The sequence below is a fragment of the Streptomyces sp. Pv4-95 genome, assembly GCF_045782725.1.
GTDB lineage: Bacteria > Actinomycetota > Actinomycetes > Streptomycetales > Streptomycetaceae > Streptomyces.
In genome coordinates this window covers 7579461-7604337 of sequence record NZ_CP127172.1, presented here as the reverse complement: position 1 = coordinate 7604337, position 24877 = coordinate 7579461, and the positions used below count along the sequence as shown (strand labels likewise).

Here is a 24877-nt window from a genome sequence, read left to right as displayed (position 1 = left end):
TGGGCTCCTCCCCTCACGCCCTCCGACGGCGCGGCCACCAGGGCCTCGTGCCGCCCGTGGCCACCGACGGTGAGGCGTCGTCGTCCCTCAGCCGGTGAATGCCCGCATGAACGCGTTGGTCTTTCCTTCTGTACTCGAACAGGTCGCCATCGCCTTCGAGTTGGCGCCTCCCTGGCACGGCTTGTCCCGGGTGGCCGACCACATCGACAGCCGACCGAGGCCCTTCTTGTCGGCGAACCTCTTGAGCTCGACGGCGTCGGCAGGGGTGAAGACCTCGACCTCGACGTCGTTCACGCCGATCATCGGGGTGACGGCGACAGCCTTCCAGGCTGCGGCGTCGCTACGGATGCCGAGCGACTTCTTGATCTGCTTCTGCGTGGCGGTAGCTGCCGAGATGGCGTATTCGCCCATGTCACCGTCGTAGTAGCTGCCGTAGTCCATGGCCATGATGTTCACGGCGGAGACGCGGGCACCGCCCTTCTTCGCGCTCTCCAGTACCGCGACGGCATGGCGATTCAGGCCGGAGGGGAGCACCGGGAGAGTGAAGGACACATCCAGGTCCGGGTGCTGCTTCTGCAGCCGTGCGATCGCCTGTGCGCGGAGGGTGTTGGCCTTCTTGTCCGTCAGGGCAGGGCCCTCGATGTCGAAGTCGACCTTCTTCAGGTCGTAGGCGTCGATAACCGTGGTGTACGCGCGCACCAGCTCGTCCACCGAGCCGCAGACCCGGGCCAGTTCGTGACCGCTCTGTCCGCCGAAGGAGATCCGCACATCGCCGCCCTTGGCGCGCAGCGCATTCGCCTGGCGCGCCACCGGGTTGGCACTCAGCTCCTGCCGGCCGCCCCACTTGGGCGTGCAACCGCCTCCGGGTGAGACGAAGGCCAGGTTGTACTCCTTCACGCCGGTCTCCCGCGCGCTCCGCAGGAGGTCATAAGAAGGCTTGAGCGAGGTATCCACGTACGGCGCGAAGGCGTTGGGCTCCGGCGCGGGGGGTTCGGTCCCCTTGGTGGGGGGTGCGCTGGAGGGTGGCCGGCTCTCGCTATGGGAGGGCGCCGACGGTGTACGGTCCGGCTGCTCCTCCTTGCCTCCGGACGAACAGCCGGCCAGCAACGAAGCCGCAACCGCCGCCGCCGTCACGGCAGCGCCGATCGGCTTCAGTTCCCTTCTCCGGGAAGCCTTTTGGTCCGCGTCGTTCGTCATCGTCGGCCTGTTCCTTGGGACGGGGATGGGCAGTTGGTGGCGGATGGGGCGCAGGAAAGCGTCCAAGTATAGGAGTCAGCGCGTGGCGGGCCGGACCCGGGAGACACTCGCACACCGTCGCGGTGGGGCTCAATCTCCGTCGGCGCCGCGTACGGAAACCGGCGCCGAGTAGACCCACCGGCGGGAGAGGGGCAATGAATCAGGCGATAGCCCGAAATGGGAACCCGAATGGGACACCCTTCCACGGGAGTCGTTGTTCGCTTACGCGTCTGGCGGTGGCTGCCCTCCCTGCGGCTGTTCCGGTCCGACCGAGCGTAGCGGCCAAAGAAATCGCGACGAGCTGCGGCCAACCCCTTCGTGGGTGTTCGTTCCGCTTATGCGCCCTCATCGACTGGGACAGTTGACCCCCGCTTGCAGTGCGAGCGGCCTGAAGTAATGGGAGCGCAACGAGGAGAACGTCGAGTGACCGGGAAAGCCTGGCCAGACATCGGGCTCGCCTTCGCCACCCCGACAGGCCGTCCGCCCGGCCCGCCCTCACCCGCCACATCGGTCAACTCCTCCAGCGGGGCGAGCTACTCGATATCCGCTGCCACGAATTCCGACACTCGACCGCCACCCTCCCCTGGACAGGGCGTCAACCTCGTCATCATCAAAAAGCTCTGGGGCAACGCCCGTACTGGCGTCACCTCGGAGATCTGCGCCCATGTACGACTCCGTCTCCAACGCCAAGCCATCGACACCCTCAACAACGCACTGAACACTGGCAACGACAACCCCGACGACTTGCCCAACACAGCCACCATCCGCCGGCGTTACCGTCAGAACATCAAAGACCCCCTCCGCCACAGCAACTCGGAGGGAGTCTTCTTCACTCTTCGTATTGGGATCAATCTGTGCGCTCCACACGAGAATGGCCCCCTTAGGGCTCACCCGGCGCGAAATCTTTCCACATCAGACCACTCCCACACCGCGACGCCTTCAAGTTCTCGAACCACTTCCCATACCGGAGCTACAGATCCACCCAATGGGACATCTATTGCCACATGCCGATCACCACTCCACTCCACCTTCAGGCCAGCGTCGCGAATGGCGGTACTCACGTTCTCTTTCGCCGCATGAAATATACCCGCAGGGACTGAAGGAGGAAAGAAGATTCTAAACAGACGGTTTCCACTAGACCGCACGACTCCATTGATGCACCTGGCATCCGCGTCAAGCGAAACAATATCACCCAGCGCCAACCCATAAACCCTGAACGGCAAGCAGCAGACCTCGTAAAGTTCACCGCCTAGAGGGCGCAGCCAAATTTGCTCCATCTGACCGCGAAACCCGAAAGGCGCCAGATCGACCATCGCGATATGGGCAGGATCAGGCCTGTTGGCAGGTTCATCATGAACGATGAAGCTAACTTGTGAATCCATGAACTACCCCTCTAGGACGAACTTGGATCTGCCCGGCACGCCAACCAGCGCCGGGCAGATCCAAGTTTCAAAGATGCGACTATCTCGTGATGTGAGGTGGCCAATGACGCGGCGGCCACGGACCAGTGTAACTGGCCGGTGGATTCAAGGGAGCCCCGTGATCCCTCTTCGAACTATTGCAGTGCCTGCATACAGGCGTCGTATTCGCGTCGGTTAGATCGCCACCACGAATACGCGGCTCAACATGATCCACTGCTTGTGCAGGGTTCGCTCTGCAGTACGAGCACAACGGCGTAGGCAGACTCGGGTCTGCGTTAACTCCGATATTGTATTCACCGAGCATATCGGCAGGAATTCTCTTCCCCGCTCCGGGACCCCCGCTCGATCCGGCCGGGATGTCGTAAATCGGCTCACCATTCGGACCGCAGCCGGTCGGCGTATTTATATTGTGAACCAGTACCGGCGCAGCCCCCGCCAGCACATAGTACGTGTGCAAGTCGGCGATGGTCAGGTTTCGGACCGTGGCCTGCTTGGTCCAGCGTTTGACCGCGGTGATCTGGACGTGTGTGCCGGTGTTGGTGCGCAGCCACTGGCCGGGGTGAAGGTCGGTGGCATCGAGCCACTTTCCGATCTCGGGGATCCAGAAGGGGTGTCCGTCCGTCGCGGTGACCGACGCCTTCTTGTCGCCCTTCTTGCCGTCGGTGTCGACGGTGACCGTGACGAGGTGCTTGGTCCCCTTGCCCGTGATTTCGGCTGTGACCCTCTGGGACTTGGCCTTGCCGGTCTCGGGGTCCGTGGCGACGACCTTGTCGCCGATCTTGACGTCCTCGATCTCCTTTGTGGAGCCGTCGGCCATCAACACCTTGGTTTTCGGGGCGAAGCTGTTGGAGGTCGCGCATGGCGCCGCCGCGTCGGCGGCCTTTTCCGCCGCCGCCTCCAGCTTGTCGGCCCGCTTGCCGGTCTCCAGCCACGAGGTGAAGCCGTTCTTGATCTTCTTGAGCAGACCCCATACGCGCTTGCCCAGCGCAACGGCCTTTGCCCACTTCCAGGGCAGCGCGTACTTCGTGGCGAACTTGCCGACGAGGCCGCCGACGAAGCTCGTGGCGATGTTGAGGACCGTCGAGCCGCAGGCACCGAGGCTGCCGGTGGTGAAGCAGTCCAGTGCGTCGGTGATGCCCAGTTCGTCCGCCGCGATCTTCGCGAGTTCCTTCGCCGCCGAGATCGCTCGCTTCTTGGCCGCGTTGGCCTTTGTCCGTTCCCGCTCCGCCCGGCGCTGCGCCGCGGCAGCGTGGGACTGCTCGGGTGTGTTCTTGTGGCCCATGGAGGTGATGGCGCTCATGAGGAGAAGGGGCGCACCAGCGACGACCATGGCGATGCCCAAGAGCCAGCCGAACAGGAACTCACCGCTCGGGTCGGTGAAGGAGACCGGGCTGTTGTTGGCGTAGGCGTAGCCATTTATCTGTTGCGGGTCGGTGAAGTCGATGACCGGGTCCGCCGATACGAAGCGGCCGTTCTCCGGCTCGTATTCACGGGCGCCGATGTGGGTGAGGCCCGTCGACTTGTCGACCGACTTCCCGAGGAAGCCCTTGTCATCGACCCATGGTTTGGACTCCTCGCCGCGCTCAGCGCCGAAGGGGTCCATCCGGCGGCGGGTCGTCTCGCCCGTCGCCGCGTTCACCGCGATCTCGGCCGTCCCGTGGTGGTCGGCCGAGAGGAACTCGACGCCGTTCTTGGTGCGCAATGCCACCGTGCTGTCGCCGAAGACGTAGTAACGCGCCCCGGTGACGGCCTTGCCGGCCGTGTCCAGGCGCAGCTCCATGCCTGGCAGGTAGAACGTGGTGGCGTCGGGTTCCTTGCGCAGCACCCGCTGACCACTGGCGTCGTAGCCGAAGCTGGATTCCTTCGTTCCCTCGGCGGACTTGGTCAGCTTGCCTTCGGCGTTCCAGTCCAGGTTCTGGGTGTCACCGTTGAGGACGCGTTTGTCGGTGTTGCCGGCCGCGTCGTAGGTGAACGTGTCCTGGGAGTGAACCGCGGGGTCCGAGCCACTGGCCGCGACGTCCTGGACGACCTTGGTGAGGTTGTGGGGTCCCCCGTCTCCGGCTTCGCCGGGGGTGCCGTCCTGGTCCTCGTCGCCGTAGGAGTAGGTGCGGGTGGTGTCGCCCTCGCCTCCGACGCCGTGGATGACCTGCTTCTTGCGGTTGCCGGACGCGTCGTAGGCGAACTCGTGCCAGTACGGGGCCGGGCCGCCGATGGTGCTCGTCGAGGGGGCAGTCGCGCATGCCGCGTTGCCGTTGCCCGAACCCACCGCGCCGTCGGACGCGTTTGTCGTGGACCACGCGTCCGTCAACCGCCGCTGCCAGTCGTGGGTGAAGCACTGGACGTCGGCCTCGCCCCCCGTCGGGGTGTCCGCAATGGAGGTGACGTTGCCCGACCGGTCGTAGGCGTAGCGGGCGTCGTAGGCGACGGCCGAGGCGCCCTCCCGGTCGACGCGCGAGCGGGTGAGCAGGTCGGTGCCACGCTCGTACTCGTACGTCAGCCAGGTCTTCTTGTCGGTCGCACCACCTGTGGTCAGCTCCAGCTGCTGGAGCTGACTGATCGGGGAGTAGCGGGCCGCGTTGACGTAGGTGCTACCCAGCGAGGTCTTCAGTTGGGTCGGCCGTTGCAGCTCGTCGTAGACGTAGGAGACCGTTTCGGCCGGCAGGCCGCCCGCAGCGGGCATGCCGAGGGACTGCACCGATCCGTCACGGTTGTACTGCGTCGTGTATTCGTACGTTCCGTTGAGTTCCGGAGCGGCTGTGCCCGCCAGCGTGTAGCGCGTTTTGGTCGGCTGGTACATCTCGTCCAGCTCGGCGACGACCGTGCTGGACTGAACGGCGCCCCCGGCGTAGCGGTACGTCCCGTACAGCTCGCCCTTGGCGAGTTTGTCGTAGGTGGTGACCGTCAGTTTGGTGCCGGTGTCCGGCTCCCCCTCCCAGGTGGACAGGGTGCGGCCGATGGCGTCGTACTTCGTCGACGTCGTCTTGCCGCGTGCGTCCGTGGTGGCGGTCAGCCGGTCCAGGCTGTCGTAGGTGTAGGTGGTCCTGCCGGTGTCCGGGTCGTCGGCCTGCTTCTTCCGGCCGAGTTGGTCGTAGGCGTAGGACCAGGTGTTGTCCGCCTGGTCCTTGACCGTTTTCAGTCGGCCGGCCGGGTCGTAGGTGTACTGAATGGCTTCGTAGTCGGCCGATGTGCCGCCGGGCAGCGGCTTGTCGCCCCTGTAGCGCCGGATGTCGGTGGTGCGCCCCCGCGCGTCGGTGATGGTGGTCGTCGGGGCCTGGCCGGCCGGCGGGTCGACGTGTACCCGGTCGCCGCCGTACGCGTATGTGGTGCGCCACTTCTCCTCGCCGGCGACCCGGAAGACATCGGCGGTCTTGCGGCCTGCGCCGTCGTACTCGGTGAGGTTCTGGGCGTCGACGTCACCGTTGACGGCGTTGAACAGCTGATCGCCGGGAGTGCCGCTGGTGTAGTAGTCGGTGTAGGTCCTGGCGATGCTGCCGAAACCGTTGTAGAAGGTGTCGGCGACCATACGGCCGCCGCCAGGGCCCTCGGTCTGCTCCTGACGCGGCCGCAGGAAGCCGTCGTACAGCGCGTACTCGGTACCGTAGCCGCCGTCGTTCTGGACCTTCTGCGTCTTCACGGCCACCGGGGCGGTCTTGCGGACCAGGTAGCTGTATTTGATCGATGGTGTGAACGACGCTTTCGGGCGGTCCGGCATCCACACCGAGGTGAGGCGCCCGAGCGCGTCGTACCCGAGGTCGGTGCGCTTGCCGTTCATGTCGATCTGCGCGGACGGCGCACCCCACGCCGGGTTGTACTCGGTGGTGGTACCCCACCCCAGCGCGTTGGTCTCGGACTTCTTCGTCGTCAGGCCGTCGGTCTCGGTGTAGGCGGTGCTGGTGACGTTGCCGGCCGCGTCGGTCACTTTGGTGAAGCGGCCGTAGATGTCGAAGTCCGTCGGCAGGGTCTCGGTGACGGTCCGGTACGCGGCGGCGGTGCCGTCGTGGGAGGCGAGCTTCTGGACCTTGGTCGTGTCGCCCTTGGTGGGTGCCTCGCCCACGCCCTTGCCGTCGTAGAAGGTGCGGTCGTCGGAGATGACCTGGGTCTTCCGGTCAACGGGGGCGTCGCAGGAGGCAGCGACCTTCTCGACGCGGGCGACGAGTTCGAGCATGTGCTGCGCTGTGTTGTCGGCGTAGCCGGTACGGGTGCACTGGTTGTCGGAGGCGTCGTCGGCCGATCCGTAGTCGTCCACCTCGTTGACCCGGCCGTTGGCCTGGTCGTAGCGGGTGGTGCTCTTGAGCTTCTGCCAGCCGCCGCTGGACAGGGCGGTGAAGGTCACCGTGGTTTCGGGGCGGACGTACCACGCCTTGGTGGTGCCCCAACTCTTCGTCCGGGTTGCCGTCGCGCGCGTCCACGGGGTGCTGATGCTCTTGGTGACCACCTTGTCGGCGCTGTAACCGCCGTTGTAGGTGGTCGTCTCCAGTTCGAAGCCGGACAGCTCGTCGGAGTCGATGTGAGCGACGCCTTCGGAGTCGGTGACGGTGCCGCCCATACCGCGTAGGAAGACATGCTCGCTGCGTGTGTTGGACGGGCTGACCGTGCCCTCGGAGTTGGTGACCTGGACCTTCTCGTAGCCACGCCAGTCACTGCGCGTACGGTACTTTTCGTCCGATATGCCGTCGGGCTTCGGGGTCTTCCAGCCCGCGTCTCCGCGGTAGTCGTACGTGTTGACCATGTCCGGCGCGCCGCCGGTGAGGTCGGTTTGGACGACGCGGTCGACGACGTACTTGTGGAACCAGTCGGTGAGGGGGTCGGTGACACCCGGCGGATTCCACTTGACCGGGTAGCAGCGCTTGGTGGAGGAGTCGGCGCCCGGGAGGCTGTCCGCCGAGCAGTCGGCCGGGGCGTAGACGATGTCCAGCTGGCCGCCGGTGTCGTTGTCGACGGCGGAGAGCCGGAAGCGGTTCATCGCCTGGATGTTGTCGCCGGCCTTGTCGATGCGGTTGGGCAGCTGCTGACCGAGGAGTTCGACGGAGGGCATGGCGGCGGTGGAGGAGCCGACGCGCCCGGTGTGGTCGATGTTGTTCAGCCACAGCGACTTGGAGCCATCGCCGTTGTCGGTGAAGAGGTGGGTGAACTTCCAGGACTCGACATCGCTGTAGCCGGCGCCGGAGCGGATCTGTGTGGTGACCTCGCTCAGCTTCTTGCGGGTCCAGAACGTCGGAGAGTTCTGCCCCTCGCACTTGGTGTCGGCCTTGCAGTTCTGGTCCCACGGCACGTCCGGCCAGTGTGTGGCGGTGGTGTCGGTGAGATCGCCCGGCTCGCAGTCGGCGGCCGGGCCGATGCAGCGTTCGTCGGTGGTGAACTTGACGCGGCCGGCCGCCGGGGCGGTGTAGACCTTGCCGTCACGCTGGCCGTAGTCGATGCGCTGGAGGTAGCCGCCGCGGGTGTATGCCTTGCCGTTCTCGGTGGTCTTCAGGCCCTGGGTGTAGTAGTTGGTCTCCCGGCCGTAGAAGAACGACATCACGTTGCCGTGGGTGTCCTTGACGTAGTCGAGGTTCCAGCGCCACGCCTGATTGCAGTAGGCGTCGACGAAGGCCGCCTTGTAGCAGGGCTCTCCCTCGTCGTCGCCGTAGACCGGAACCGTCCAGGTGGAGTCGGTTTCCTCTTTGCCCGCGGACCAACCGGGCAGGCGGTCGAGACCGAAGGAGTACTCGGTGCCGTCGGAGGTGGTGATCCGCCAGTGCTCACCGTTGTCGTCCTCGTTGGCGCCTCCGGTGAGGTGCTCGACCTTGGAGTTGTCATCGGACTCGACGCGCCACTCGCCGGTCTTGTCGTCCTTGACCAGCCGGCCCGAGGGGCCGCCGGCGATCTGGATCGTGGCGTTGTCGTACGCCCAGCACTGGTCGCCATTGGTGTCGGCATGGCCGTCGTCGGCGCAGCTTTTGTAGCGGCGCTCGATGAAGCCGGGCTCATAGCCGAAGCCCTGGCCGATCCACGACCCCTGGTTGTTGGTGGCCGCGGTCTCGCCGTCGACGGACTGCGAGTTGTAGCCGAAGGAGACGGACGGAGCGAGGCCGCCGGGGACCGGCGGGGTGCGCAGCGGGTAGCTCCAGTTGAACGCGCCGGAGGAGTTGGACACGCTCCACTCGGCGGACGGGGAGAGCGGACTCGCCCCGTACGAACCCTGGCCCGAACTCGGCCCCGCGGTGGCCGCGAGCAGCGTGTGGGTGCCGGGGGCGGTGGTGGCCGCAGCCTTGAGCTGGGTGCGGGGCCCCCGGGCAGCGGGTGCTACGGGAACGTCCGCGGCCAGCGTGCGTGCGGCTGGGTTGTTGTTGCTCGGCAGTTCACGCGGGGTGTGGCACTTGGCCTCTTCCGGCGTGGTGAGCAGGCACTCGGGGTACTCCACGAAGCGGAGCCGGGAGCCGTAGTTGCCGCCGTAGGCGCCGGCGAAGCCGGAGTAGTCCAGCTGCAGGTGAGCCGCGCCGCTCTTCGTGCCGTCGTCAGTGCGGGCGACCTTGAGCAGCACGCCGTCGATGCCCGCGGCCGTGGCTCTTTTGCGGCTGACGACCTCGACCTTGACCGACTCGGCTGCGGGCTCTGCCCGGGTGGCGCCGGCCCTCCTGCCGGCCTGGGCGTCCATCTTCGGCTTCCGTACCCGCAGGGGTAGTCCGTTGGCCTTGGCCGGCTGGGTGCCGATGTGTATCTCGTCGGTGCCGGGCGTCGGCCATACGGTCTTGGCCGGGCGCTTCACCTCGGCCTTTTCGGCCGGGTTGGACTGGTGTGGCTTGGACTTGGCGTTCTTTCCGCGTACCGGGTCTCCGGTGTCCTGGAGACCGGGACGGCCGAGCCCCTCGGCTTCGGCCGACGGCGCGTACTGCGGCAGCAGACCAACCGTGAGCACGACGCCGACTGCCAGGGCGACGCGGCACTGGGCGGAGCGGCGCCGGAAGGGATTCCGACCTCTCCACCATGATGGCATGGACATGACTCTCCGTTGATATGGGTTCAGCGCGGAGCAAGGCGTGGGGAGGGAGAAAGACGGGGTGGGCCTGGCCGGAGGCCACGCCCACCCACGGAGGACGACTACGCTTCGCTCAGGCTCGAACCGGAGGCGAGTCCGGCCACCGTCGCGACGGTGCTTCCGTCGAGAGCACCCTGATAGGCACGCACGTCATCCAGCGCACCGGAGAAGTACTCACCACCAGCGGTGCCGGTGACGTTCCGTCCGACCTGAACCCCCGCCTTGGAGAAGTCCCAGGTGTTGCGCCAGGCGGTCTGCGCCCCGGCCAACTGGCCGTTGACGTAGAGCCGGACCTCGCCGAACAGCGCGTCGTGGACGAGCGCGAGGTGGTCACCGTCGCCGTCGGCGCCGGGCAGCGCCGCCGTGTCGACAGCCGTGGTCGTGACCGCTCCTGCGGCGTCCTTGTCGGTCACTGCGAGCTGCCAGCGGTTCGCGGCCTTCGAATACCGGACCACGACCGCGGTGGAATTGGCACCTGGCAGCGAGAGGACCGTCTGATCGCGTGTCGCGGTGGGTGAGGACAACCGTGCCCGGGCACTGATCGTGAAGCTGCCCTCGGCGGGGAACAGCCCGATGCCGCGCGACGCGTAGTCCGTGGTGCCGTTCAGCGCCAAGTGGCCGTCACCCCACAGCGGCTCCGCGACCGGAGGGCACTCCGGCTGGGTCGCCGGATCGCAGGAGTCGTCCGGCTGGTAGACGGAACTGTTGCCGGACAATGCGAGACCCGTGCCGCCCGTGATCTCCGGAGAACTGCCGGCGGCGGCATCATCCAGCGGCCAGTAGGCGAGCTGGTGCGGCGGGATCCCGCCGACGAACCTGCCTTCGGCCTCGGTGATGACCCGGTCGTACACCTCGACGTCCGCGACGTTGCCCTTGAAGTGGTAGCGGTAGCCGTCGAGGGACAGCGCGCGGCCGATCTGGACGCCGCCCCGGGCGTTCCAACTGGTACGGCGCGGCTGGATATCGTCCTTGATCAGGTAGCCGTTGACGTACATCTTCATCTCCCCCCGCTCGGCGTCGTAGACACCGATCAGGTGGGTGGGCACATTCCTCTGTGCCTTGACGCCCAGCACCTTCCAGGAGCCCAGCGATTCGATCTCGCTCACGGGCGCGCGGAACGACCACATCCCCGATTCGCCGTCATAGCCGAGCGTGAACCCCGCCTCCGCGACGCCGTCCTGACTGACCACCGCCATCGAGTGGTCCGGCAGCTCCGACAGCGTCACCCAGGCCGAGACCGAGAAGGTCTTGCCTGTGTCTACGGCGGGGCGGCCGGCGTCGAGGTATGCGTTCTCGGTGCCGTCCAGGGCGGCGGACTTCTCGTTGGGGCGTCCGGGGACGGGCTCTCCGAATGTCACCCCGGGTCCGGCCGCGGCCGCCGGAGTTCCCGGCGATCCCGCGGCCTCGGTGGAACCGGCCGCGTCCCCCAGCGACCAGGCGGCCCTGGGCGCGCGCCCGTCATTCACCAGGAAGGTGTGCGCCACGGCGGTCTCCTGGGTGTGGCCGGCGCCGTCGACGGCCTTGGCCTCCAGGTTGAACGGGCCCTCGCGATCCGGCATGAAGCGGATCGTCGCTGCCGCCCCCGGGGAGGGGGCGTCCACCGTGCTCCAGCCCGGCTGACCGGTGAAGCGGTACTTGTACTTGGTCACATCCGCGGACGGCGAGTCCATGGTGAAGCTGCCGTGGTCGCCGACGCCGTCGTGCCAGACGTCGTCATCCGGGTAGGCCGTCGAGGTGACCACGGGCGGCTTGGGCCGGGTGGCGTCGTAGATGAACTCGCAGCGGGTGGCGGCGTCGCCGGCACTGCTCCACGGGCCGGACGAGGCGTCGTCCGCGCCTTGGACCTCCCAGCCGATGACCGCGTTCTCCGGAATGCTGAAGGCGGCCACACCGTCACCCGGAAGGTCGGTGCCGACCTTGTACGAGAAGGTGGCGTAGCCGACGTCGGGGTTGTTCTTGACGCTGTGGGTCTGCTTCGCCTCGGTGACCGGGTAGTAGGTTTTCGTCACGCCGCCGGAGGTCCAGTAGACCTTGAACTTGGCGCGCAGCTTCTCCGTGTTGCCGCCGACGTCGTTGTGGTCAGGGTCGCGTATGACGGCCCTGAGCACCGGAACCTCGTCGGCGTAGTGCTCGTCCGCCGCGCCGTATTCGCAGGTGCCGCCGTGGTTCATCGACAGCTCGGACATCTTCGGCTGGTACGGCGGGCGGTTGTACTTCACTTCGAGGTGCGCGTTACCGCAGAAGCGCTTCCAGTACGCGTAGTCGTCCTCGGAGCCCGCCTTGAGCCGGAACGTGGTGGTGTCCCATCCGCTGTCCGCGGCCTTCTGCACCGTGCTCTTGACGTTGAACCGCACGTTCTGGTTCGTGGAGGTGCAGGAACCGGCGGGGTTGGTCGGTGACTGCGAGGTGATCGTCTGCTTGAGCGACGGCTGGTTGCTCCAGTTGGTGGAGGAACTGATCGCGCTGCCGCCGGTGCTGTTGACCCTGCCCAACTCCACCGACTTCCCCGTGGAGTTGTAGGTGTGCACCATGGTGACCGCGAACTCGGCCTCCAGAATGGTCTTGTTCTCGTAGCCGGCAGTCGGAATGGCGAAGAACTGCCGCTTGCGGTCGTCGAGGCTCGCGCAGCGGTAGGACACGTCCGCCGGGCAGCGGCCCAGGCCCTCGTGGTCGGAGAACTTCCAGAACTCCGCGGAGGGGTAGTGGGAGGAGACCATGGTCCAGCCGGTGCGGGTGGACGTCTTGGTCACCGGGTCGATATAGACCGGGTAGACGGTGTCGTCGCCCTTGAGCAGCCCGGAGTCCGGGGTGAGCACCATGGCGTCGGACTGCATCTTCACACCGACGTCGGCGACCTTCGCGCCGTCCTTCGGACCGTCCTCCGGCTCGCCGCTTCGGCCGGCCGAGTCCGAGGAGGAGTCGGACGCGGTCAGCGCGGCGGTGTGCCCGCCCGTCTTCGACTCGGTGTGCGGCGCACGCTTCACCACGGTCTCAGGAGTCGCCGACGACGGCGCCACGTGCCCTGAATCCCACATCATGGGCCGCGGCGCTTCGAACACGTCGCCACCCGAGCCCTCGTCCTCGGCGACCAGACCGCCGTCCTCCTGCGCCTTCAGCTCCACACCGTGCGTTTCGACGGGGAACTCGATGGTCGCCAGCTCGGGGTTGGCCGCGCCCTTGGCCGACTTCACCACGAGCAGATGCGAGAAGCCCTCATCGGCGGCGCGCACCACGAGGTCCACATCGGGCAGGACATTCGCGTACGTGGCGGCGCTGGCCTCGACCGTGGGCGCGGGCAGGTTCCCCGGCCACGACAGGGACATCGTCCTGCCCGACCGCTCGATGGTGGCGAAAGCCTTGCTCCCCCCGCCCGAGAACGTCATACCGGTGGTTGCCGCCCGCGGCGCGTAGCCCCCGCCCGGTGTCTTGACCAGCGTGGAGTCGAGGTCGACCCACTTGCCGTCCTTGCGGGTGCGAACGGGCTGTACGTACTCCCTGCTGGTGAACGTGCCGTCCGGGTTGGCGTACGTCTCGGAGCGCTCGTCCCGCAGGGACAGCACTTCCACACGGTCGCCGGACTTCGCCGCCGCACGTTGGGCAGCTCGTTCGCCGACGGCCGTCCCGGCGGTGCCGGTGTCGGCAGCCACCGCCTCGGGAGCGATGTCCGGGGCCCCGGCCGGAAGCCCGGTGACCCCGGCGGCCAGTACGGCCATCAGCACGCTGGTCACGGCTGCGGCCCGGGGTATCCGGCCCCGTGCTCTGCTGCTCATTTTCCCACCTTCGAGATCCGCGCCGGCCCTGGTCACCGAATCACCGCGCCGAACGACCGGCCCGCGTCCGGGATGCCGTCGGCCCCAGGCTTCAGCGTCCTGACCGTGCCTGTGCCACCGCCGGCGACCGCCCACGGCAGCACATACACAACTCCGCTGGACTCACCGGCTGACTTGCCGTACGGCACGCCCACGTACAGGTCGGTGGCAGAGACTGCGAGGCCCATCCCGGCGAAGTCGCGCTGCGCTGCGGTTCCGGGGAGGATGCCGCCACCGCGCGCGAGGATCTTGTCGCTCGCCCCGGCGGCCCCGAGCGCGGGGAGCACCTGCACGGCACCGGCGTCGGACGCACCCGTGACGTCGTGACCCGGGACGCCGACCGCGAGTTTCATGGTTGCGGCGGTGCCGACGGAGCCGGGAGCAGTGTTCGCGATCGCGACGCGTTGACCGAAGAAGTCCCCGGCCGTCGGATCGCCCTCGACGTCCGTCGTCCCCCGGTCCGCCGCGTTCACCTCCTTGTACGCGCCCGACGACGGGATCTGGACCACCTGGATCAGGCCCGCGTCGGCGGCCGTGCCGACATCCTCGTTCGGCACACCGATCGCCAGCAGCACGTCGGTCTCCGATGCGGCACCCGACGGCCGGTAGGGGGCCAGGGAGATGGCGGTGCCGAAGCCGTCACCGGTCTCGGCCGACCCGCTGATGCCCGGCTGCTCCTGGTCCAGGCCCGCAAGTGCCGTGGGCACGCCGTTGGTCAGCGTGTGGTTGAAGACGGCCACTCCCCCGGCGAACGTCTTGTCGCCGATCGACTCCCCCGGGGCCGCGACGGCCAGGTACCTCGGAGTCGCGGTGAGCGCGTAACCGAACCTGTCGTGTGCCTCGGCCGCACCGGGGACACCGGCATCGTCCTCGGTGACGGTGGTCTTGGTGGTGGCCTGCGCGTAGTGGATGCCACCGGCGTCGGCCACGTCACCGACGTTCTCGCCCGGCACACCGATGGCGAGATAGGGCTGTCCGGAGGAGGTCTTTCCGGCGGCCAGCGCAAAGCCGAACCAGTCGTTCGCCTCGGTGGCTGTGGTCGGGTCGAAGCCCTGCTGCGAGTAGTCGTCGATGGGCGAGCCGGTGCCGATCCCGCTCACCGAGCCATGGATGACATAGACCGCGCCTGCGTCCACAAGGTTGGCCCCGCCGACGGGTATGTCCTCGTACGGCGCTCCCACGACCAGGTCGGTGCAGCCGTCGGCGTCGGCATCGTAGGTGGCCATGGAGAGCCCGAAGTGATCGCCGGCCTCCGGTGTCGCGTTCATGCCCGCGGTGGCCTGCGATATCTCGCTGACGCCTTTGCCTCCACCGAGCACCACTCGGACCAGTCCGGCCCGCTCCGCGCCGCCCACCGCGGCAAGCGGATCACCGATCGCCGTGTCCCGGATGCCGTCACCGTTGAAGTCGGACTCCGTCCCCGCCGTGCAGCCGGCGGCGGCTGCCGTCTGCGCCCCGTACGGCAGCGCGAGCCCCGACAGTGTTGCCGCGGACAAGAGCACCAGCCCCGTCAAGCCCGTGCGGATACGCACTCCCCATCCCCCCATATGCCGTCTTCGTCCCCTGAGGGGCGACTAAACGGCGATTAGACACTGCCTAAACAGCGGCTAAGTAAGAGGGAAGATCGTCTCCCATGTCAACCCCTCTTTACCCAAAGGGCGGTTGACATGGCTTGATAGCACTGCAAGAGCTCTAATTCATGATCACTCACATAAATCCAGACACGCCTCCCAGATCCCCCTACGGGACTTGACGGCTTGTTGAAAAGCACGGCTATAGTGCGTTCACTCGAACACGCAGGCGTTCGAGATCCCCCCACTTGCACCCATTCATGCCGCTCGGACAAGGGCTGAACTGTGCCTCAACTCAGGCCTGCCAACAGGGGGAAGGCAATACTCGTGGGGCGGGCTCTCAAGCTTTTCGCATGCTGCGCTGCGCTGGTCGCGGCGCTGTTGACCGTCGACACCCGCACCAGCCAGGCGGCCGGTCGCAGCGAGGTCACCTACTCGTACGGATCGCATTCCCGGCAGAAGCTCGACGCCTACTGGGACGCGGCCACCGCGCCCCGGCCCGGAATTGTCGTTCTGCACGGGGGCTACTGGTACGACGACTCCGGCTGGGCGACCTGGTCGCGGAGCGTCGCCGACAAGGGCTACGCCGTCTTCTCGGTCGATTACCGGCTCGACTTCGACGCGCCGTGGCCGGCCCAGCGCGATGACGCACTCGCCGCCCTCAGCTGGATCAAGGCCAACGCGGCGAAGTTCCACCTGGACCCGAACCGCGTCGCGCTGCTCGGTTCCTCGGCGGGCGGGCAGATCGCCACCTCCGTCGCCACCTATGGATCGGGCGGCAGCCGGATCAAGGGCGTCGTCGGCCTCTCGCCCGTCGCCTCCCCGTACCGCGCCTGGAGCGACGGGAACACCAGCGCCGACCCCAAACAGCGCAAGGTCCGTGACAACGCCGCGATACTCGCCCGCTGTTACCCCGACCCGGCCGACACCGACACCGCGATGCACGCCAGTTGCTGGGACACCTGGAAGGACATGGTCGTCAAGAACCGTGCCTCCGGTGCCAACGACGCCCCCATGTATCTCATTCACTCCGAGAACGACTTCGTCCCGGTCGCCCACTCCACCGACCTGGAACAGGCCGAAGAGGCCGACCACGACATGCCCGCCGACGGGGTCACCGTCGAGACGATCCCCGGCAGCGCACACGGCGGTGCTCTTCTCGATGACCTCGGACTGAACAAGAAGGTCCTGGCCTGGATCGCCTCGCGCGTGGGCACGCCCTGAACCCTGTCCGGGAACGCGGGCCGAGATGTCGTGATCGCCACGCGATCAGGGCCTCTCGGCCCACCCGGTTTCACACCCGTGGCCGGGCCGGCCGGGACTTACGGCCTTGCCTGCGCCGCGAAGCGGGGGCAAGCTGGGCATATGACGGCAGAAGACCCCATTCTGGTCGCTTCCGTGCAGCGAGCCTTCCGCCTGATGGAGGTCGTGAGTGCGCACGAGGGCGGCGCCCCGGCAGAGCAGCTGGCCCGGGAGGCCGAGCTGCCGCTGACCACCACGTATAACCTTTTGCGTACGCTCGTTCACGACGGGTACCTCCGTGAGCTGGAGGACGGCGGGTACGTCCTCGGGGGCCGGCTGGACACCCTGCAATCCGGCGGCCGTGAACAGCGGCAGCTCAGCTATGTGCGCCCGGCTCTGGCATCGCTGCGGGACGATCTTTCGGCAGCCGCCTACCTGACCTTCTATGAGGACGGCGAGATCCAGGTGGCCGAGATCGTCGACGGCCCCCAGGCGCCGCGGGTCGACATCTGGGTCGGCTTCGAGGACGCGGGACACGCCACGGCGCTGGGCAAGTGTCTCCTGCGCGAACTCGGCGACGAGGCGCGCAACGAGTACCTTTCCCGGCACCCGCTCGCCGACCTCACGCCGCGCACCATCACCGGCCACTCCGAACTCATGCAGCGGCTCGACACCTCACCCCGGCCCCCGATTGTCACGGACATGGAGGAGTACACGCTCGGGACGTACTGCGTCGCGATACCGGTGTTCCGCGGGGAGACGCCCGGTTCGCTCGGGGTATCCCTGCGGGTGGACCGGCTCTCGCAACTCAACCAGGTCCGGGACCGGCTGATACCGGCTGCAAAGCGTGTGACCAGGGGACTCTCGCTCAGCGTCTGAGACCGCTCACTGCCCGAGGTCACTCTGCGCGAGGCCACTCACAGAGTTCGCCCAATGGTCTTGGGTTCGCCTCCCGAACAGTGCGTCCGCCCTCCCGCGCCGTCTCGATGCCGCGGTGTCCCGGTCGGCCGATGAGTGACCGACCGGGACGTCAGGCTCAGGCGAGTTCGAACCGGTCCAGGTTCATCACCTTGTCCCACGCCGCCACGAAGTCACCCACGAACTTCTCCCCCGCGTCCTTCGACGCGTAGACCTCCGCCACGCCTCGGAGCTGGGAGTGCGAGCCGAAGATGAGGTCGACGGCGGTGGCGGTCCACTTGACCTCGCCCGTGGCCCGATCCCGACCCTCGAAGACGTTCTCGGACGAGGTCGACACCTTCCACTCCGTGCCCATGTCGAGCAGGTTGACGAAGAAGTCGTTGGTCAACGCCTCCGGCCGCTGAGTGAGGGCGCCGTGCGGGGACCCCTTGAAGCCGGTGTTCAGCGCCCGCATGCCGCCGACGAGGACCGTCATCTCGGGAGCCGTCAGCGTCAACAGGTTGGCGCGGTCGAGCAGGAGGGTCTCCGGCGACAGCTTCTCCCCCGCCCGGAGGTAGTTGCGGAACCCGTCCGCCTTGGGTTCGAGCACGGCGAACGACTCCACGTCGGTCTGCTCCTGCGCGGCGTCCGTGCGCCCCGGTGCGAACGGGACAGTGATGTCGTGCCCGGCGTTCTTCGCGGCGCGCTCGACTGCCGCGCACCCGCCCAGGATGATCAGGTCGGCGAGCGAAACCTTCGCTCCGCCGTCGTGTGAGCGGTTGAAGTCGTCCTGGATCTGCTCCAGGGTCCGGACCACCTCGGCCACCTCGGGCAGGTCATTGACCTCCCAGTCCTTCTGTGGCGCGAGTCGGATCCGCGCGCCGTTGGCCCCGCCGCGCTTGTCGGTGCCGCGGAAGCTCGCCGCCGAGGCCCATGCGGTGGTGACCAGCTGCGGGATGGACAGTCCCGAGGCGAGGATCCGGTCCTTCAGGGCAGCGATGTCCTTACCCGCGATCAGCGGATGATCGACCGCCGGGACGGGGTCCTGCCACAGCTGCGGCTCGGCGATCCACGGCCCGAGGTAGCGCGAGACGGGCCCCATGTCGCGGTGCAGCAGCTTGTACCACGCCTTGGCGAACGCCTCTGCGAGCTGGCCGGGGTTCTCGTGGAAGCGCTTCGCGATCGGTGCGTAGATCGGATCCAGCTTCAACGCGAGGTCCGTCGTCAGCATCATGGGAGCGTGCTTCTTCGAGGGGTCGTGCGCATCGGGCACAGTGCCCTTGGCCGAGGGATCCGTGGGCGTCCACTGGTTCGCGCCGGCGGGGCTCCTCGTCAGCTCCCAGTCGTATCCGAAGAGGTTGTCCAGGTAGCCGTTGTCCCACTTCGTCGGCTCCGAGGTCCAAGCACCCTCCAGCCCACTGGTGAGCGCGTCGCCGCCCTTGCCAGTGCCGTAGGTGTTCCGCCAGCCGATGCCTTGCTGCTCCAGGGGGCTGGCCTCGGGCTCCGGCCCGATGTACTCGGGATTTACTGCGCCATGGCACTTTCCGAACGTGTGGCCGCCGACGATGAGCGCAAGCGTCTCCTCGTCATTCATCGCCATGCGCCCGAATGTCTCGCGAATGTCCCTGGCGGCGGCAATGGGGTCCGGGTTTCCGTTGGGCCCCTCCGGATTGACGTAGATCAACCCCATCTGGACAGCACCGAATGGAGCGGCGAGATCCCGGTCGCCGCTGTAGCGCTCATCTCCCAGCCAGGTGTCCTCGGGCCCCCAGAAAACCTCCTCCGGCTCCCAGATGTCCTCTCGCCCGAAGCCGAACCCGAACGTCTTGAAACCCATCGATTCCATGGCGCAGTTACCGGCGAAGACCAGCAGGTCGGCCCAGGAGATTTTCCGGCCGTACTTCTGCTTGACCGGCCAGAGCAAACGGCGCGCCTTGTCGAGGCTCGCGTTGTCCGGCCAGCTGTTGAGGGGGGCGAAGCGCTGAGCGCCGGCGCCGCCACCGCCCCGGCCGTCCTCGATGCGGTACGTGCCCGCGGAATGCCAGCTCATCCGGATGAAGAGCGGCCCGTAGTGGCCGTAGTCGGCGGGCCACCAGTCCTGCGACGCCGTCATCACCTCGAAGACGTCCCGCTTCAGCGCCTCGACATCGAGGTTCGCGAACTCTTCCGCATAGTTGTAGTCCTCGCCCATCGGATTGGCGCGGGACGAGTGCTGGTGGAGAACCTGAAGGTCCAGCTGATTCGGCCACCAGTCCCGGTTCGACCTGGGTCGAGTCGCCGTGGGGGCCGGGGAAGGGATTGCTGGGTTCTCGCTTTCGCTGCCGGACACGTCCGTCCTTCTTCCTGTTTCGGTGTTTCCCTCTGCTGGCTGCCTGCTCTTGACGCTGATTGCGTCCGTATGGTCGCGCACCGCAGACCGCAACGCTACGAGAACACGCAGAGCGCACCCTCGTAACGAGCACTCAAACCCCAAAGATGGTTGAGGGTTTGCGCAATGGGTGGCTGCTCTGACGCCTCCGAGGAATACCCGAAAGGGAGACTGCCTTCCGGGCATCGGGATCACCGATGAGAGAAATGTAAACAGATAATTCTATGCTCGCCCGGCGCGGAAAGGAGTGATGGACATGCGCGCTGTTCTGCCCGATTTCTGTTCGCAGGCTTCGCGCGGCGGGTGGGTACGTCGCCGGCGCCCTGCCCGAGACGGGGAGCGGCCCCCTCCTCGTCCGCGGTCGGGCTTGCGTCCGGTTGCCGTCCGCCCCTGCTGCCGGTACGGCGAGGGGCCGGGGCGCGGCATGTCGTTCGGAGATCCGTCCGCCGGCCTCCCGGCGATGGGGCTGCCCCGTCGGCGGCGATCGCGACCCTCGGCGAGGCCGCCTAGTGGGGAGAGGGTTCGGCTGCGAGCCAGGCGGCGACGGCCTGGGCGATGGGCTGGTCGGTGTCGAGCTGGACAAAGCCGAACTGGCCACCCTGGTTGCACTCCAGGAACCACCACGTCCGGTCGGCGTCCTCGGCGAAGTCAAAGGCCCCGTAGGCGAGTTGGGCGTAACACATATAGGCGTCCACCGCGTCTCGGACGCGGTCCGGCACCTCGATCGGCTCCCACAGACCGCCCTCGCCGTAGCGACTGTCCACCTGTTCGGGATCGGCCTTCCTTCGGGCGGCGAACAGCTGGCCTCCGACGCAGGTGAGCCGGACATCTGCCTGCTTGGGGATGTGCAGTTGGAACAGGGTCGGACCGGCCGCCACCCCGGAGAAGTCCATGTCCGGGCTGATGCGCGTGGTCGGCAGCACCATCGGTGGGTCGGTGGGGTGACCACCGGACACCGATTTCACCACCACGTCCCTGTACGTCCTGGCGAACTGCCGGGCGACCGTGGGGAACGAGGTGATCACCGTGGGAGGTACCGGGAATCCGCTGTGGTGGGCGGCGCGGAGTTGCCAGGCCTTATGGCGTGCTCGTAGCGATGCGACGGGATGGTTCATCCAGCGTGCGGGGGTGCAGTCGAGCACGCCATGCAGGGCGTGCCCGGACTCGGCCGTGAGCCATGCGGACGACTCCGGGGCATGCGCGCCGGGTGTGCCGGGGCGGCGGACCCATACGGACCGCAGACTGCTCAGACCCACCACGCGTTCACCGGACTTGAGGTAGCCCTCGAAGTCGCCCTTGACGTACTCCGCCGACACGGCGACGTCCCCGGGAAGGTCGGCGGGATCGAGGCGGACGAGCGGGATGCCGAGTTCGTGCAGCCTCGCCACCACCATGTCCGCCGTCACATCCTCCTCGCAGGTGAGTATCAGGACGGTCATCGCGGATCAGTCGTCGAAGTGGGTCTTGGAGCCGGCAGTGGAGGCGGTGGTGCCGGTGGCCAACAGCACCGCCCTGCTGTGCGCCGCCGGCCGGCCGTCAGGGAGGACGTTCAACTGCCGTGCGGCGTCATAGGTGTACGGCACGGCAGACGACGACTGGGCCGGCGGACGAGCAAAGCTCAGAGCGAAGGGTCGCATACCTCTCCTTCAGAGCTCGGGGCGCTGCGGCATCCGGTTGGTCTGGGCCGGGGACAAGTAGCGCCTTCTGACTTATCTCTACGGGAAACATTGCAAAATTGATCGAGAGGTGGCTCTTTTTGATTGCTTCTGCCGATGTTCTTGACGAAACCGGCTCGAGTGTCTTCGACGAGAAGAGAGACGACTGAGCCCCGGCCGAGGTTCCATCCGGCCGTCCGCGGACGGCGTCCCCGAACGGGGGCCGCGGCCTCCACGCCCGACGCCAGCCCAGCTCAACGCGTCGGCGGGGCTTGGCGATCGGTTTACGGCTGACGGATCATCCGAGGGTCCTGCCCACATGCCGGACGCCGCACCGGGGCCTCAACGGACGCCCCGGGCGCTACAACTGCTGCTGCGGCTCAGGAGCTTGGCGTTGCATCTTCCGAAGGCGCCGCATCCCGACCAGGACGCGCCGACCGTCGTCCCCTTCCACGCTGCCCTGGGAGGTTCAGGACTCGTCGGCCTGGGCTTCGCGGGGTGCCGACGCGGCGCTTCTGCGCCAGTACACGACCGCGGCGCACACGGCCAGAAGGGCGACGACCGCGGCAACGCCCAGTCCCGTCCGTTCGGCGAACAGCTTCGCCAACAGGTCCAGCGCGCCGATCCCGACGGTGGCGTAGACGAGGGCCCAGGCCGCTCCCCCCACGAACAGTGCGGGGAGGTACCGGGGCAGGGGCATCCGCATGCTCCCGGCGAGGAAATTGGCAGCGGTCTGGAAACCGACGGTCAGGAAGGAGACGGCCACCACCGGCGCACCCCACCGCTGGATCGCCCGTTCAAGGCGCCGGAACTTCGCCGAGGAGACCCGCTCGGCGAGCCTGCTGCGCCGGACGCCGGCGCCGGCGAGCCAGCCGACCGCGAACGTCCCCCCGGCTCGTACCAGGACGATGGCGTAGAGGCCCGCGGCCGTGAGCGCGACCTTATCCACGGCGCCTCTCCTCCAAGGTCGGGCCCCCGTCACGGGCCGCTGCACCCGTCACCCGGTGTCGCGATTCTCGCCGTCGCGGAGCCGCGACGGGCCCGAGCCCGGTCTCCATGGTCACCTGCATCTGCTTCCGTTCCGTCCCCGCATGCCTGCCGGGGGGCGGAACCGAGTTCCGAGTCCGTGGCGCGATGCCACGTCCGTGTCCACACGGGTCCGGCCCGTTGCCAGGTCCACCCGCCTCAGCCAGGGTATGCGAACGCGTGTGTCACGCGGCGACCAGTCCCGGCCGTCGGGTGCACCGGCGCATTTCGATGGCACAGACGTCGCCGCTGCGTGCCTTGATCCCCCAGCGGCGACGGACCGATTCAATCCACTTCGTAACTGTTTACAGCACTTTCGGAATCGGTGGCTCCGGCTGCTCCGGCGCCTCCCGGGACACGTGGACCTGGCCGGCTCCGCGCTTCAGGCTGCCGCCGCCTCGACCACGGCTACGAGATCGCCCCGCAATGCACCGGCTCCAGGGTTGCGGGCGTGGGGCCGCCGGGGCGGACGGTGATGCCGAACGCCGCCGTCTTCGGGGTGGAGTGGAAGGACAGGGTGTAGGCCGGCAGCAGGTGTTCGAGCAGGACGGTCGCTTCGCGGAGTGCGAATTGCAGACCGAGGCAGGCGCGGGGGCCGATGCCGAAGGGGAGGTAGGCGCCCGGGTGGGTGGGCCGGCCGTCGGGGATGGTGAAGCGCCGGGGGTCGAAGCGCTCGGGGTCCGGCCACAGTTCGCGGTCCCGGTGCGTGAGGTAGGGGCAGACCAGGATGTCGGTGCCCGCCTCGACGGTGTAGCCGGCGAGGGTGTCGTCCTCGGTGGCGTGGCGAGGCAGGATCCAGGCGGACGGGTAGAGCCGAAGGGTCTCGTGGACCAGTGCCTGGATGGCCCTGCGTCGTTCCGCGGAGCCTTCGCCACCGGCCGCGAGGGCCTCCGCGCTGGCGCCGGGATACTGGTCGAGAAGCAGGTGGAGCCAGGTCAGGGTGGTGGCGGTGGTCTCGTGCCCGGCCACGAGCAGCGTGACCAGTTCGTCGCGGATCAGGCGGTCGGTGTATTCGGGGCGCTCGGTGGCGGCGTCGAGCAGCACATGGAGCAGCCCCGGGCCGTCGGGCCCGGCCGCGCCGCCTCGGGCCGCTTCGATGGCGTGCCGGGCGACCACGTCGATCCGGGCGAGGTCGGCGGCTACGGCGTTCCTGGCGTCGGTGGCGTCCGAGGGCAGCGTCGGCAGGGCGGCCACCACGGCGGCGATGGCAGCCAGTTCGCCTTCGGTCTCCTCATCGAGGGGGTGGCCGGTGAGGGAGCGCCAAATGGTGTCGAGGGCGAAGCGGTGCATCTCCCGCCCGACATCGAGGGCCTGTCCGGTGCGGGCGTAATCGGCCCAGCGCGCGGCGGTCGTCCGGGCCGCGTCGGTGATCCGCTGTTCGTAGCGGCGCATCCCCGTACCGGTGAACTGGGATTGCAGCAGGCGGCGTTGCTGCTTCCACGCCGGGCCGGTGGCGGAGAGGACGCCGTCGCCGACCAGCAGGCGGGCGCGGTGGGACCGCTTGACGTAGCGGTCCGCATGATGGGCGAGTACGTGTTGGACCGCCTCCGGGTCGGTGACGAGGACGGTGGGGTCCGGCCCGAGGCGGAAGGCCGCGACACCGCCGCTTTGCTCGCGCACCTGGGACAGCAGATCGACCAGTTCGCCTCCTCCCGAACGCCACCGCTCCACGAGCGCGGGCCCGACTTCGGGGATCGGCAGTCCGGATCGGGAGGCGGCCGGAGAGGGGCCGGTGGAGGTGGCTTCGGTGGCATCGGCGGGCAACGTTCTTCTCCTGTCGGCCGACTGTGCGGGGTCCCTGGTGGAGCGAAGGCACCACGGACTGTACGGGAGTGAAAGCACCCGGTGACAGACCGTCTCCACGGACGGGCAGGGCCACAGCCGCTCGCGACGTGCGCGAGGGCCCCACGGGCATGATTAGTGCACACGTTCGAATACGGGTCTACACTTGCCGCATGGCAACGCACCAGCTCCAGGGATCGCTCTTCGATCAGAGCGACGACGTGCGCCTGGGACCGTTGGACGGGATCCGCAGGACGGTGCTCGGCGACGGAGCCTGGATCGACCTCCTGCCGGGCTGGCTCAGCGGTGCCGACATGCTGTTCGAGCGGCTGGCCGCGGACGTCCCGTGGAAGGCCGAGCGCCGGCAGATGTACGAGAGGGTCGTGGACGTGCCGCGGCTGCTCGCCTTCTACGGCGCCGGCGAACCGCTGCCGCACGCCGTTCTCGACGAGGCGCGACAAGCCCTCTCCGCGCACTACGCCGCCGAACTCGGCGAGCCGTTCACGACGGCCGGACTGTGCCACTACCGCGACGGGCGCGACAGCGTCGCCTGGCACGGCGACCGCATCGGCCGGGGCGCCCGCGAGGACACCATGGTCGCCATCCTGTCCGTCGGGGCACCACGCGACCTGCTGCTCCGCCCGCGCCGCGGTGGCCGGACCGTCCGCCGCCCGCTCGGGCACGGCGACCTGATCGTGATGGGCGGCTCCTGCCAGCGCACCTGGGAGCACGCCATTCCCAAATCGGCCCGGGCCTCCGGCGGACGTATCAGCATCCAGTTCCGGCCGCAGGGAGTGCAGTGACCGTTCGTTCCGCCACGCGGTCCGCCGCACCGCAGAGCTGAACGCCCCG

13 protein-coding genes are annotated in these 24877 nt (G+C 67.9%); 3 read left to right on the top strand and 10 right to left on the bottom strand.

Features of this window, described 5'->3' with window-relative positions; genetic code table 11:
- Nucleotides 1-87: 87 nt before the first annotated feature.
- The 5 genes from QOM21_RS33345 to QOM21_RS33325 form a co-directional block, all read right to left on the bottom strand.
- Nucleotides 88-897, bottom strand: coding sequence for a chitinase (locus QOM21_RS33345; protein ID WP_407554730.1), 810 nt, complete (start codon nucleotides 895-897; stop codon nucleotides 88-90).
- A gap of 1226 nt (nucleotides 898-2123) precedes the next feature.
- Complete coding sequence (locus QOM21_RS33340) at nucleotides 2124-2618, bottom strand: DUF4265 domain-containing protein (protein WP_407554729.1); 495 nt, start codon at nucleotides 2616-2618, stop codon at nucleotides 2124-2126.
- Between the two features lie 79 nt (nucleotides 2619-2697).
- A complete protein-coding gene (locus QOM21_RS33335; RefSeq protein ID WP_407554728.1) occupies nucleotides 2698-9555 on the bottom strand; it encodes an RHS repeat-associated core domain-containing protein in 6858 nt (2285 codons plus the stop codon).
- A 182-nt stretch (nucleotides 9556-9737) separates the two neighbouring features.
- On the bottom strand, nucleotides 9738-13445 hold the full coding sequence (locus QOM21_RS33330) for a LamG-like jellyroll fold domain-containing protein (protein WP_407554727.1): 3708 nt from the start codon (nucleotides 13443-13445) through the stop codon (nucleotides 9738-9740).
- A 32-nt stretch (nucleotides 13446-13477) separates the two neighbouring features.
- Complete coding sequence (locus QOM21_RS33325) at nucleotides 13478-15016, bottom strand: integrin alpha (protein WP_407554726.1); 1539 nt, start codon at nucleotides 15014-15016, stop codon at nucleotides 13478-13480.
- Between the two features lie 366 nt (nucleotides 15017-15382).
- On the opposite strand from QOM21_RS33325, the gene QOM21_RS33320 reads away from it, so the two are divergent.
- Both QOM21_RS33320 and QOM21_RS33315 read left to right on the top strand, forming a co-directional pair.
- On the top strand, nucleotides 15383-16279 hold the full coding sequence (locus tag QOM21_RS33320; RefSeq protein ID WP_407554725.1) for an alpha/beta hydrolase: 897 nt from the start codon (nucleotides 15383-15385) through the stop codon (nucleotides 16277-16279).
- A gap of 141 nt (nucleotides 16280-16420) precedes the next feature.
- On the top strand, nucleotides 16421-17176 hold the full coding sequence (locus QOM21_RS33315) for an IclR family transcriptional regulator (RefSeq protein ID WP_407554724.1): 756 nt from the start codon (nucleotides 16421-16423) through the stop codon (nucleotides 17174-17176).
- 157 nt (nucleotides 17177-17333) lie between these two features.
- Here QOM21_RS33315 and katG read toward each other — a convergent pair whose 3' ends face one another.
- The 5 genes from katG to QOM21_RS33290 form a co-directional block, all read right to left on the bottom strand.
- Nucleotides 17334-19523 (bottom strand): catalase/peroxidase HPI, encoded by a 2190-nt coding sequence (gene katG, locus QOM21_RS33310; protein WP_407554723.1) that lies wholly within the window; start codon nucleotides 19521-19523, stop codon nucleotides 17334-17336.
- A gap of 545 nt (nucleotides 19524-20068) precedes the next feature.
- A complete protein-coding gene (tgmB, locus tag QOM21_RS33305) occupies nucleotides 20069-21001 on the bottom strand; it encodes an ATP-grasp ribosomal peptide maturase (RefSeq protein ID WP_407554722.1) in 933 nt (310 codons plus the stop codon).
- Nucleotides 21002-21007: 6 nt separating this feature from the next.
- Nucleotides 21008-21199: a putative ATP-grasp-modified RiPP gene (gene tgmA / locus QOM21_RS33300; RefSeq protein ID WP_407554721.1), complete on the bottom strand. Its 192-nt coding sequence runs from the start codon at nucleotides 21197-21199 to the stop codon at nucleotides 21008-21010.
- Between the two features lie 487 nt (nucleotides 21200-21686).
- The gene (locus tag QOM21_RS33295) at nucleotides 21687-22166 is read right to left on the bottom strand and encodes a DedA family protein (RefSeq protein WP_407554720.1); all 480 of its coding nucleotides are present in this window, start codon (nucleotides 22164-22166) and stop codon (nucleotides 21687-21689) included.
- Between the two features lie 485 nt (nucleotides 22167-22651).
- Complete coding sequence (locus tag QOM21_RS33290; protein ID WP_407555969.1) at nucleotides 22652-23944, bottom strand: cytochrome P450; 1293 nt, start codon at nucleotides 23942-23944, stop codon at nucleotides 22652-22654.
- A gap of 254 nt (nucleotides 23945-24198) precedes the next feature.
- Between QOM21_RS33290 and QOM21_RS33285 the strand changes: the two genes are divergently transcribed.
- Nucleotides 24199-24828: an alpha-ketoglutarate-dependent dioxygenase AlkB gene (locus tag QOM21_RS33285; protein ID WP_407554719.1), complete on the top strand. Its 630-nt coding sequence runs from the start codon at nucleotides 24199-24201 to the stop codon at nucleotides 24826-24828.
- Nucleotides 24829-24877: the final 49 nt, after the last annotated feature.